Source organism: Cellulomonas sp. B6 (genome assembly GCF_001462455.1).
Taxonomy (GTDB): domain Bacteria; phylum Actinomycetota; class Actinomycetes; order Actinomycetales; family Cellulomonadaceae; genus Cellulomonas.
On the sequence record NZ_LNTD01000087.1, the window covers coordinates 1 to 11103 of the forward strand.

Sequence of the window (11103 nt, forward strand, 5' to 3'; positions counted from 1 at the left end):
GCCGGTGCGGTGCCGACCACGGCCGCGGGTGCCACCGGCGGCGTCACCACCGGCTCGAGGTCGGGCGCGGCGACCGGTGACGGGGCGGCGTCCCACGGCGGCGCGGGCGCACCCCCGGGGGCGGCGGCGTCCCGCGCCCGGTGCAGCCCGGGCAGCAGCGCGGCGTCGCCGTAGCGGGCCAGCGCCCACGCGTCGTCGTAGACGGTGTCCAGGTAGCGCTCGCCCAGGTCGGGGGAGATGGCGACCGCGACGTCGACGTCGCGACCGTGGCGCGCGAGCCAGCCGACGGCCCCCGCGACGACCGTCCCCGTCGACCCGCCGAACAGGAACCCGCGGGCGGCCATCGCCCGGCAGGCGCGCACGGTGTCGACCTCGTCCACGACCACGACGTCGTCGAGGCGCGCCGCGTCCAGCATCGGCGGCCGGACTCCGGCCCCGAGCCCCGGGACGTGACGCACGCCCGGCGGGCCGCCGAACGTCACGGACCCGGCGCTGTCGACCCCCACCACGCGTGTCCCGGGGGAGTGCTCCTGCAGGTACCGCGTGACGCCCATGAGCGTGCCGCACGTCCCCGCGCCGACGAACAGGACGTCCACGTGCCCGAGCGCGGCGACGATCTCCGGCCCCGTGCTCGCGTAGTGGCCGCGCCAGTTCGCGGGGTTCTCGTACTGGTTGAGCCACACCCAGCCGGGGTGCAGGGCTCGCAGCTGCCGCACGCGGGCGATCCGCGCCGCGAGGTAGCCGCCGTCCGTCAGGGGCGTGTCGACCACCTCGACGTCCGCGCCCAGCGCCCGCATCAGCTGGACGGTCACGGGGTTGCAGCGCACGTCGGTCACGCACGTGAAGCCGTAGCCCCGGCCCGCGGCCGCGACGGCGAGCGCGATCCCGAGGTTGCCCGACGAGCTCTCGACGAGCCGCCCCCCGGCGGTCAGCAGGCCCGCGCGCTCGGCGTCGTCGAGCATGCTCATGGCCGCCTTGAGCTTCACCGACCCGGCGAGGTTCATGCCCTCGCACTTGAGGAGCAGGCGCTCCCCGAACAGCGGGAGCAGGTCGACGAACAGGTCGTCGACGTTGAACTGGTCGGCCGCGGTGATGACGGTCATGGGTGCCCCCCGGGTGCGTCGGTGCGGACGGTGCGGTGTCAGGCGCCGGCGGGCCCCGGCGTGCCGAAGAACCCGGGGACGGCGGTGAGCCGGCCGGAGTCCCGCAGCGAGTCGTGCACGTGCTTGGCGAGCGCGAGGTCGAGCACGCCGAGCCCGAACGGGGAGAAGACGACCGTGCGGTCGACGGGCACGTGCACCTCGTCGCGCAGCACCTGCGCGAGGGTCCCCGTGACGAACGACCGGTCACCCGTGCGCTGCGCCGCGAGGTGCACCGACGTGCCCGCCTTGAGGACGTGCTCGACGTCGTCGACGACGTTCGCCGACCCCAGCACCACGTCGGCGGACAGGTCTCGCAGCGACACGTTGAGCACGACGGGGTGGTGGGCGAACCACGCGGGGTCGGTCAGGTACGGCTCCGGGGCGACCGTGGTGAGGACCAGCAGGTCGCTGGACCGCACGAGCCCCTCCGCGGCGCCGTGCACCGCGACGGGGGTGCCGGGCGCCGTCGCCCGCACGTGCGCGGCGAAGCCGTCGGCCCGGCCGGCGTCGAGGTCGTGCACGCCCACCGCCGCCACCGGCACGCCGGCAGCGAGCAGGTAGTGGTGCACGTGGCGGGCGATGACGCCGCCACCGAGCACGCCGACGCGCACGGCACCGCCGCGGCCGGCCAGCAGCACGCGTGCCGCGAGCGCGGCCGACGCGGCCGTCCGCACGGCGCTGATCGTGGACGACTCCAGGCACGCGTACGGGTGCCCGGACACCGGGTCGTTGAGGATCGTCACCGCCGACGCGCGCGGCAGCCCGCGTGCGAGGTTGTCGGGCACGCTCGCGATCCACTTGATGCCGTCCACGGGGTCGCCCGTCGCGATCGACGCCGGGAGGGCGATGATCCGGTCGCGGGGCCGCCCGGGGAACCGGAGGAACGACGACGGCGGGTTCACGGTGCCGCCGTCCTCGTGCAGCAGGTACGTGGCCTGCACGAGCGCGAGGACCGCGGGCTCCTGGCCCGCGAGCGTCGCCGCGACCTGGTCGCCGCCGATCACGGCGAAGGTCGGCGGCGCGGGCGTGGTCGTCATGGCGGTCCTCACGTCGTGGGTCCGGCGGGGCGGCGCCCCGGCCGTGCTCTCCCGTCCAGCATGGGCAGGCGCGCTGATCGGGCGCTGATCCGCCGCTGACCGGCCGCTGATCCGCGCCGGCACCCGCCTCATGGAGCCCCGAGGTGGCCGGCGTCGAGCCCGCGGAACGCCGTGAGCGCCTGCACGTTGCGCGCCCCCTCCATGAACTCGAGGCCGCGCGCGGCCCGGACGGCGCGGTCCAGCACGGGGAAGCGGTCGCGCGCGCCGGGCCCCAGCAGGTGGGCGACCTCGAGCGTCACCTCCTCCGCGAGCCGGCACGCGCGGGCCTTCGCGAGCGCGCCCGCCGTGCCGTCGCCCGTCGCGTCGACGCGGTACGCCGCGTCGAGCACGAGGGTGCGCACCGCCGCGATCTCGTGGACGAGTCCGGCGCGGGCGTCCGCGACGTCGCGCGGGGGCCGCGGCCAGGCGTCGTCCAGCACGTCGACGGCGCACGCGGCGACCCCCACGGCCATCGCCGCGACCCCCGGCCGCAGCCGGTGGAACACCGCGACGGCGGCGCGCAGGCCGCGGCGTCCCGGGCGGCGCCGGCGACCCAGCTCGTCGTCCGGGTCGACCGGCAGGTCGGCGAGCCGCACGGCGCACAGCTGGGCGGCCCGCAGCCCGAGCGTGTCCAGCGGCGTCGCGAGGAACCGCGCGTCCCGCGCGTCGACCAGGTAGGCGCCGATGCCCAGCGGACCCGGTGCGCGGCGGGCGAAGACGACCGCGAGGTCCGCGCGGGCGGCGTTGCCGATGTAGCGCTTCTCGCCGCGCAGGACCAGGCTGCCGCCGGGTGCCGCGTCCGCGCGCGTGCGCAGACCGGTCGCGTCCGAGCCGTGCCCCGGCTCGGTGAGCGCGAAGCACGTCCACGTGGGGCGCTCGAGCAGCGCCCCGTGGAAGCGCCGCCGCTGGTCGTCGTCCGCGAGGTGCGCGACGAGCACGCCGGACATCGACGGTCCCGGTGCCGCCAGCGTGGCACCCAGGTCGCCGCGCGCGAGCTCCTCGAGCACGACGGCGCGCTCCACGGCGGACGCGCCCGTGACGTCGCGCCCGTCCGAGCGCAGCGCGGTGCCGCCCTCGTCGCGGGGGATCCCGGCCGTCGCGAGCCACCGCGGGCCCGCGAGGTCGACGAGCGACGCGGCCCGCGCCGGGTCGGCGTCGAGCACGGCGGCCCGGTCGGCGAGCTCGCGCGCCCACGCCCGTGCGGTGCGACGCAGCTGCGGCAGGTCGCCGGGCGGCGCCGGGTCCGCGGCGGTGCGCCCCGACGGCTGCGCGGCGGCGGGCGGTGCGGCGTGCTGTGCGGGTGCCGGTGCGGCGGTCGTCGCCCGGCCGAGGCGGTCGGCCGCGCGCTCGCCGGCGTCGACGTCGCCGCCGACGCCGCCCACCAGGTATCCGGTCGCGCCGTGGCAGCGCAGCAGCAGGCGGTCGGTCGACGTCACGGTGCGGTGCAGGGCGTCGAGGCGGGCGGCGCCGGCCGTCCCCGTGGTCGCCGCGTCGTCGAGCGTCGTGGCACCGGCGGCGACCTCGAGGTGCGCCGTGAGGGCCTCCACGAGCTGCGTCCGGATCACGGGTTGCAGCAGCAGCGTCGAGTCGCCGCTCGACCGGGTGCGCAGCCGGTCGACCGTCAGGTCGCGCAGCCGCTCGCTCGCACCGAGGCGCGCGCCCAGCAGCGCGACCGGGTCCGGGTCCCGCCCGAGCGTCGCGAGCGTCGCGACCGCGCCCGCGCGCCGTGCGCGGGCGCGCGCGGCGGCGAACCCGGTCATGCCGGGCGGGCCGCGAGCCGGGCGCCGTGCACGGCGCCGACCAGCGGGTCGGCCTCGAGCACGAGCACGGGCGCGCCGCCGGTGCCCGCGGAGGACGCCGCGAGCGCCTGCCACACGCCGCTGCAGGGGTACCCGGGGCCTGCGTGCGTGACGTCCCCGGCCACCTCGTGCAGGGGACCCAGCCAGCCGGTGTCGGCGCCGGCACCCACGACGACGGTCGGCGGCGGTGCGTCGGCGTCCACGAGATCGTCGCGCACGGCGGCGACCGCGCGTCGCCACGCGTCGTCGTCGGCGCCGTGCAGGCCGGTCCGGTGGGCCAGGCGCAGCCCCGCGTCGGGCGCGGGCTCGAGCAGCAGCGCGACGGCCGCGTCGCCCACGAGCTGCTGCGCGGCAGAGCGGTCGGTCCGGTACGGCAGCACGTGCTGGTCGACCACCACGACCGCGGCCCGCGCGAGCCCCTGCCGTGCGGCGAACACGTCCGCCAGGTGCAGCGCCGTGAACGGTGCGAGCGAGCCCTGGTCGGAGACGCCGAAGGACGCGCCGACCCCGCCGACCAGCTCGCCCGCGGAGATCGTCGCGACGTCCTCCAGCGCGAGGTCGGGCACGACGTGCGCGAGCACCAGCAGGTCGAGCGGGCGGCCCGCGAGCACGTCGCCGAGCACGGCGGCGGCCATGTCGGCGTACGCGTGGCCGCGCGCGTCCCGCAGGTCGGTGGCGTCGAGCACGACCCCGGCCGCGGGCACCGCGGACCGCAGGAACGTGCGCGCCGCCTCGTGGTGCTCGCGCTCCGGGGTGGCGAAGCGCCGTGCGACGACCGCCGTGACGGCCGTGCGGGCGGCGTGGCCGGCCCGCGCCGGTGCGTCCCCCGCGGCGCGCGGCCGCGGGGGCACCATCGTGTACACGGTCAGGCCGCCCGCTGCGCCACGAGGAAGTCGCGGAGCGTGCCGACCGTGGCGAAGTCCTTCATCTCCAGGCTCTCCATGTCGAGCTCGAGGTCGAGCGTCTCCTCGAGCACCATGAGCAGGTCGAGCACGCCCGTCGAGTCGAGGCCGACCTCGTGGAACAGCGACGTCGTGCGCGTCACCCCGGGGACGGGACGCTCGAGGACGGTCTCGAGCGCGGCGACGACCGCGGCCGTCACCTCGTCGTCGGTGCTGCCGGGGGCGGGGGAGGTGCTGTCGGCGGTGGTGGTCACGTCGGTTCCTTCTTCCGTGGGGCGGCGGGCGGTCGCCCGCCGGGGGCGGCGGTGCTCAGGGCCGTGGTGCGGAGCCCGCGGTGGGCGGCAGCGGCACGAGGCGCTGGGGTCGCAGCAGCGACTCGACCGTGTCGGCCTCCCGCACGAGGTGCGGTGCCCCGTCGAGGACGAGGACCTCGGCGGGGGCGCCGTGGCTCAGGAAGAGCACGGGTGACGCGGTCGGGCCGTAGGCGCCCGAGCGGAGCACGCCGACGAGGTCCCCGGTGCGCAGCGGGGGCAGCAGCGCACGCCGTGCGACCACGTCGTTCGGCGTGCACAGCGGACCCGTCACGGTCCACTCCTCGAGCGGCTCGTCGGTGGTGCGCCCCACGAGCGCCACGGGGAAGTTGCGGCGCACGAAGGAGCCGATGCCGACCGCCGCCATGTGGTGGTGCGTGCCGCCGTCGGCGACCGCGAAGCGCTCGCCGCGCGACGTCTTCGTGCCGCGCACGCGCGTCACGTAGGTGCCGGCGCGCGCGGTGAGGTACCGGCCGAGCTCCATCACGATCCGGGTCGCGGGGTGCCGTCGCACGAACTCGTCGACGACCGGGTTCACGGCGGCCGCGAGCTCGTCGACGTCGAGATCGGTCTCGCCGTCGAAGTACGCCACCCCGAGTCCCCCGCCGACGTCCACGGTCTCGAGCGGGAAGCCGTGCCGCTCGGCGACCTGCTCCGCGAGCCGCAGCACGCCGCGGGTGTTCTCCGCGATCGCCTCGACCGAGAGGATGCGTGTCCCCATGTACACGTGCACGCCCGCGACGCGCACGTGGGGGTGCGCGTCGACCAGCGGGTCCGCGTCCAGCACCTGCACGTCGTCGATCCCGAACTGGCGCGGCTTGCCCCCCATCGTCAGGCCGGAGCCCTTGACGGAGAAGCTGGGGTTCAGCCGCAGCAGGACGCGCGGCCGCCGGCCCAGGTCGGCGGCGAGCGCGTCGACGAGCGCGAGCTCGGCGAGGGACTCGCAGACGATCGCGTGGACGTCGCCCTCGAGGCACGCCACGAGCTCGGCGCGGCTCTTGCCGGGGCCGAGGAACACGATGTCGTCGGGCTCGGTGCCGACCAGCTGCGCGGTGCGCAGCTCGGCCAGGGACGACACCTCGGCGCGTGCGCCGTGCGCGTGCAGCACGGCGAGCACCGACATGTTCGGGTTGGCCTTGAGGGAGTAGAACGGCTCGACGCGGGGGTGCAGCGCCGCGGTCAGCGCGGTGAGCGTGTCGCGCAGCACGTCCGCGTCGTACACGTAGCACGGCGTGCCGAACGTGCGCGCGATCTCGCTGACGGGGACGCCCTGCACGGTCAGCTCGGTGGCGGTGGGCGTCGTCGGCGCGGCGGGGGGTGCGGTGGTGCTCATGCGGCTGCCTCCAGCAGGTCGAGGGCGGCGTCGACCCGGTGGTCGATCTCGTCGAGGTGCGCGCGGTCGCGCGCGACCACGAGCGCGTAGAGGCGCCCCGTGGCCGGCCGTCCGGCGTCGTCGGCGGTCCGCGCGGCGTGCGCGGCGTTGACGGTCGCGAAGTTGTGGACCACGACGCCCGTGCCCGTGCGCGGGTCGTAGCGGTCGGCACCGAGCGCCGCCCGCACGTGGTGGTACGCCACGGGCTCGTGCGACCGCACCGCGTAGTGCCGCGCGAGCACCGCCGCGCCGTGCGGCACGAGCCGCTCCTGGAGGGGCAGCTGGTAGGTCGACATGTTGCTGCGCGCGTTGATCTCGAGCAGCGGCATGAGGGTGCCGTCGGTCAGCGTCATCGCGTCGATGCCGACGACGCCGAAGAACCCGTCGGCCGCGAGCGCGGCACCGACGGCCTCGCCGGTCGCGCGGAGCTCGGCGTCGTGGGCCGGGTCCAGGTCGGGCGGGAAGCGGTGCCCGCGGTGGACGCCGCCCTCGGTGAGCGCCTCCTTGACCACGTCGAACGTGACGGCGCCGCTGCGGTCCACCGTCAGCTGGTAGTTGAGGTCGCGCGCCTTGGGGAGCCAGCGCTCGAGGCAGAACGCGAGCCGGCCGTGCGTGGCGCGGGACGCGACGAGCCGCGCGACCCGGTGCAGGCGACGCTCGTCGTCGACCACGGCGATGCCCTTGCCGCTCACCCCGAACGCCTCCTTGACGACCAGGGGGCCCGCCCCGAGCAGGGGCTCCGCCGCCGCGACGGCGGCCTGCCACTCGTCGACGGTCGTGCAGGCCCAGCCCGTCGGCTGCCGGATCCCGAGCGCGTCGGCGAGCCGGCGGCTGTACACCTTCGAGTTGACGTGCCGCACGAGCGCGGGGGCAGGGGCTGCGAGCGGCAGGCCGGTGGTGCGCGCGAGCCGCGCCTCGACCTCGGAGGCGCCGTGGGGGAGCAGCTGGTGGCCCGACGGCACGAGCGCGCGGAGCGCGGCCAGCGCGGCGGGGTCGTCGAGCGCGTCCTCGGTGACGGTGCGCTCGGGGTGGTTGCGCGCGACCACCACGTCCGGCAGGGCGAACCCGAGGTCGGCCAGGTCCTGCAGCAGGCCGGGGTCCGGGGCCGCCTTCACGACCACGACGTCGCCCGGGTTCCCGAGCAGCAGCGCGAGCTCGTCGAGCCGGTTGACGACGGCGGTGCCGGTCGCCGCGGCGAGACGCGGCAGCGTGACCTCGCCGCGGGCCCACTCCTGCTCGACCTCGAAGTTGCCGAGCAGCACCAGCGGGGTGTCGGGCGCTCCCGTGACGGCGGACCGCAGGCGGTGGGCGAACGGGGGGACGGTCATGTGGTCGCCTGCTCTCAGTGGCGGAGGACGGCGGCGGCGAACGTGGCGCCGAGCCCGACGGACGTCATCAGGTAGTGGTCGCCGGGCGCGAGCCGGCCCGTGTCCACGGCGGTGCGGTAGTTAAGGAACGTGTCGGCGCCCCAGCAGTGCGCGGTGCGCGCGATGTTGTCGGTGACCACCTGGTCGCGGCGCAGGCCGAGGTTGCTCGCGGTGCGCTGGCACAGCATCTTGTTGATGTTGTGCGGCAGGTACAGCGCGAGGTCCTCGGCGCGCAGCCCCGCGGCGGTGAGCGCCTCGTCGACCACGGCCGCGAGCGTCGAGCCGTACACGGCACCGAACGCGGCGACGGCCGGGCCGTCCATGGTCAGGCCCGACCCCGGGATCGGCGTGATCGTCGCGCTGTAGCCGAGCAGCACGTCGCGGTCGCCGTCGGCCGCGACCAGGACGGCCGCCGTGGCCTCGCCGAGCACCGCCATGCCGGGGATCAGCTGCCCGACGGTGCCGTAGGTCTTCTCGCCGACGAGCACGAGGGCGAGCGCCTCGGGGTCCGGGTCGGCCGCGAGCAGCGCACCGGCGGTGTCGAGCGCAAGGAGCCCGGCAGCGCACGCCTGCTCGGTGACGGCGAAGGCCTGCGCGCTGCCGAGGCCGAGGGCGTCGGTGACCTCGCGCAGCGGCGAGTGCGGGTACGGGGACGCGGACCGGATCGTGCGCGGGCGCAGCACGTAGCGGACGCGGTGCTCGTGACCGGCGAGGCCGGGCAGCGCGCGCGCGGCGCCGAGCAGGATCTGCGCCTCCGTCTGCGACGGGTCGTAGCAGACCTGCTCGTAGCCGAACGCGCGGGAGTAGCGCCGCAGGTCCTGGTCCGAGATCCCGAGCTCGGTCTGGCGCTCGGCGAGCGGCACCTGGCGCGGCACGTAGGTGGCCACGTCGACGATCGCGGTCATGCCCGGCCCCCCGTCCGCCGCGGCCGCTGCGGCCGCTGCGGGGCAGACGTTAGGAACCGGGCATGACGGGTCGCTGACCGTCGACTGACGGGCGGCGGTGCGGCCGCCGCGCCGTCACGCCACGCGCGTGCCGCGCGGCAGCGTGCGCTGCGGGATGCGCAGCCGGCGGACCGCGGTGACGAACCCGAGCGCACCCAGCAGCAGGTCGGCAGCGAGCCCGTAGGGCCAGATCGGGCCGGCGGCGTCGCGTTCGGCGGGTGCGCCGTCGCGGTCCTCGGTCCAGCACTCGTCGAGCACGGCGGGGGCGCCCAGGCGCGTGGCGCGCAGGCCCTGCGTCGTGCTGCGCACCTCCTCGACGACCGAGGCCGAGCCGTCGGACGTGCCGGGCAGGGCGCCGTCGGCGACGATCACGAACGGGTTGATCGCGAGCAGCCACCACGTGGCCTCGGTGTGCGCGACGGGACGTTGCGCCGTGAAGACCTTGCAGGTCGGCTCGGGCGGGACGCCGACGTCCCCGTCGTCCTGGGTCGCCCAGAAGTCGTCGACGGCCGCCCAGTGGTCGTCGGGCACGCCGTAGACCTGGACCTCCTGGGAGCTCGAGAGGAACGGGTAGGTGAGCCCGTAGAACACCGGCGAGAACACCGTCAGCGCCGCGACGGTGACGAACGTCAGGACCGTCGAGCCGGCGGGCCGCGCGGCGCGCGCCGACCAGCCCAGGCCGATCCCGCAGACGGCCGCGAGCAGGAGCGCGGTCAGCAGCAGCACGCGCGGCAGCGTCCAGGCGGGGACCCCGCCCATGAGCAGCGCGACCACGTAGAACGGCAGGCTCACGACGAGGAACGCGCACGCCGACGCCCACGCGGCGAGCAGCTTGCCGAGCGCGATCTCGACCGGGGACAGCAGCGTGACCTGCAGCGTCGCGAGGGTGCCCGCCGCACGGTCGCCGTTGACGGACGTGGACGTGAGCGTCGGGGTGACCAGCAGCCCGAGGCCCAGCACGAGGACGGTGACGACGGCGCCGAGCGCGACGCCGCGGCCCTGCGTGTCGTACGACGCCTCCTCGACGAACAGCATGACGCCGCCCGCGAGCAGCGTGATCGCGGCGACGACCGCGAACCACACGCCGAGCGCCACCTTCCAGCGCGACGAGCGCACGCGCTGGCGCAGCTCGAGGGCGGCGACGGTGCGCACGCCGTGCCACGTGAGGGTCCACGTGCCGACGGCGGGTGCGTCGGTCGGTGCTGCCGGCGGGGTCGCGGCCGCGGGGGCCGGGGTGTGCGTGGTCATCGCCGCTCCTCCTCCAGGGCCAGGTACGCCTGCTCGAGCGCGCTGCCGGCGGGCGCCGACGACACGACGGGCACGCCCGCGGTCACCGCGTCGCGCAGCAGCGCCGCGGCGGCGGTCTCGCCGGCGACGTCGACCAGCACGCCGCCCGTGACGGAGCCGGTCGGTGACGTGCCGAGCGGCCGGTCGTCGGGCCGCCACGGGACCCCCGCGCCCTCGAGCCACGTCGTGAGCGCGCCCAGGTCCAGCGCGCGCACGTGCCACGTGCGCAGGCCGGTCGCGGCGTCGCCGCCGGGCTGTCCGACGACGGTGCGGCCGCGCGAGAGGAAGACGGCGTCGTCGGCCATCTCGTCGAGCTCGGACAGCACGTGCGAGGACACCAGGACGGTGCGGCCCTCGTCGGCGAGGCGGCGCAGCAGCAGCCGCAGGTCGACACGCGAGCGCGGGTCGAGCCCGCTGGCCGGCTCGTCGAGCAGCAGGACCTGCGGGTCGTGCACGAGCGCACGGGCCAGGCCGAGGCGCTGCTTCTGCCCGCGCGAGAGCACCGCGGCGGGCTGGTCGGCGTACTCGGACAGGTGGACGGTCGCGAGCAGCTCGTCGACGCGTGCGCCGACGGCACCCCGGTCGACGCGGTACGCGGCGGCGAACGTCGTCAGCACCTCGCGTGCCGTGAGGGAGTCCCAGGTGCCGAACGCGTCGGGCATCCACCCGGTGCGGGCGCGGGCCGCGGCGCTCTGGGTCACGGGGTCGTGGCCCGCGACCCGCACGTGCCCGGCGTCCGGGACGAGCAGGCCGGCGAGCACCAGCAGGAGCGTGGTCTTGCCCGAGCCGTTGGGCCCGACGAGCGCGGTCACGGCGCCCGCGCGCGCGACCAGGTCGACGCCGTCGAGGGCCTTGACGGCACCGAACGCGCGGCGCAGGCCGCCGACCTCGATGCCGGGGGCC

At 76.7% G+C, this 11103-nt stretch carries 10 protein-coding genes; all 10 read right to left on the reverse strand.

Translation table 11 applies throughout. The features are described from left to right. Nucleotides 1–1103, reverse strand: a 1103-nt coding sequence (gene sbnA / locus ATM99_RS08370) for a 2,3-diaminopropionate biosynthesis protein SbnA (RefSeq protein WP_150118208.1), incomplete at its 3' end; no start/stop codon positions are given. Nucleotides 1104–1141: 38 nt separating this feature from the next. Continuing rightward, the gene (gene sbnB / locus ATM99_RS08375) at nt 1142–2179 is read right to left on the reverse strand and encodes a 2,3-diaminopropionate biosynthesis protein SbnB (RefSeq protein WP_062102457.1); all 1038 of its coding nucleotides are present in this window, start codon (nt 2177–2179) and stop codon (nt 1142–1144) included. Nucleotides 2180–2307: 128 nt separating this feature from the next. Further along, nucleotides 2308–3978, reverse strand: a complete 1671-nt coding sequence (locus ATM99_RS08380; protein ID WP_062102458.1) for an acyl-CoA dehydrogenase family protein — start codon at nt 3976–3978, stop codon at nt 2308–2310. Then, entirely contained in the window at nt 3975–4871 is an 897-nt protein-coding gene (locus ATM99_RS08385; RefSeq protein WP_150118209.1) for a hypothetical protein, read from the reverse strand. The genes ATM99_RS08380 and ATM99_RS08385 overlap by 4 nt, the downstream gene beginning before the upstream one ends. 11 nt (nt 4872–4882) lie before the next feature. Then, complete coding sequence (locus ATM99_RS08390; RefSeq protein ID WP_062102460.1) at nt 4883–5173, reverse strand: acyl carrier protein; 291 nt, start codon at nt 5171–5173, stop codon at nt 4883–4885. Between the two features lie 55 nt (nt 5174–5228). Further along, entirely contained in the window at nt 5229–6563 is a 1335-nt protein-coding gene (locus ATM99_RS08395; RefSeq protein ID WP_062102461.1) for a type III PLP-dependent enzyme, read from the reverse strand. After that, the gene (locus ATM99_RS08400) at nt 6560–7930 is read right to left on the reverse strand and encodes a peptide ligase PGM1-related protein (protein WP_062102462.1); all 1371 of its coding nucleotides are present in this window, start codon (nt 7928–7930) and stop codon (nt 6560–6562) included. Before ATM99_RS08400 ends, ATM99_RS08395 begins: the two co-directional genes overlap by 4 nt. Nucleotides 7931–7944: 14 nt before the next feature. Further along, nucleotides 7945–8874 (reverse strand): 3-oxoacyl-[acyl-carrier-protein] synthase III C-terminal domain-containing protein, encoded by a 930-nt coding sequence (locus ATM99_RS08405; protein WP_062102463.1) that lies wholly within the window; start codon nt 8872–8874, stop codon nt 7945–7947. A gap of 114 nt (nt 8875–8988) precedes the next feature. Then, nucleotides 8989–10161: an ABC transporter permease gene (locus tag ATM99_RS08410; protein WP_062102464.1), complete on the reverse strand. Its 1173-nt coding sequence runs from the start codon at nt 10159–10161 to the stop codon at nt 8989–8991. Then, on the reverse strand, nt 10158–11103 hold a 946-nt coding region (locus ATM99_RS08415), incomplete at its 5' end, for an ABC transporter ATP-binding protein (protein WP_062102465.1). The genes ATM99_RS08415 and ATM99_RS08410, both read right to left, overlap by 4 nt.

Bases quoted from the DNA above. Each gene is read 5' to 3' on its own strand.
- sbnB (WP_062102457.1), bottom strand. From the start codon at position 2,179: ATGACGACCACGCCCGCGCCGCCGACCTTCGCCGTGATCGGCGGCGAC.
- ATM99_RS08380 (WP_062102458.1), bottom strand. From the start codon at position 3,978: ATGACCGGGTTCGCCGCCGCGCGCGCCCGCGCACGGCGCGCGGGCGCG.
- ATM99_RS08385 (WP_150118209.1), bottom strand. From the start codon at position 4,871: ATGGTGCCCCCGCGGCCGCGCGCCGCGGGGGACGCACCGGCGCGGGCC.
- ATM99_RS08395 (WP_062102461.1), bottom strand. From the start codon at position 6,563: ATGAGCACCACCGCACCCCCCGCCGCGCCGACGACGCCCACCGCCACC.
- ATM99_RS08400 (WP_062102462.1), bottom strand. From the start codon at position 7,930: ATGACCGTCCCCCCGTTCGCCCACCGCCTGCGGTCCGCCGTCACGGGA.
- ATM99_RS08405 (WP_062102463.1), bottom strand. From the start codon at position 8,874: ATGACCGCGATCGTCGACGTGGCCACCTACGTGCCGCGCCAGGTGCCG.
- ATM99_RS08410 (WP_062102464.1), bottom strand. From the start codon at position 10,161: ATGACCACGCACACCCCGGCCCCCGCGGCCGCGACCCCGCCGGCAGCA.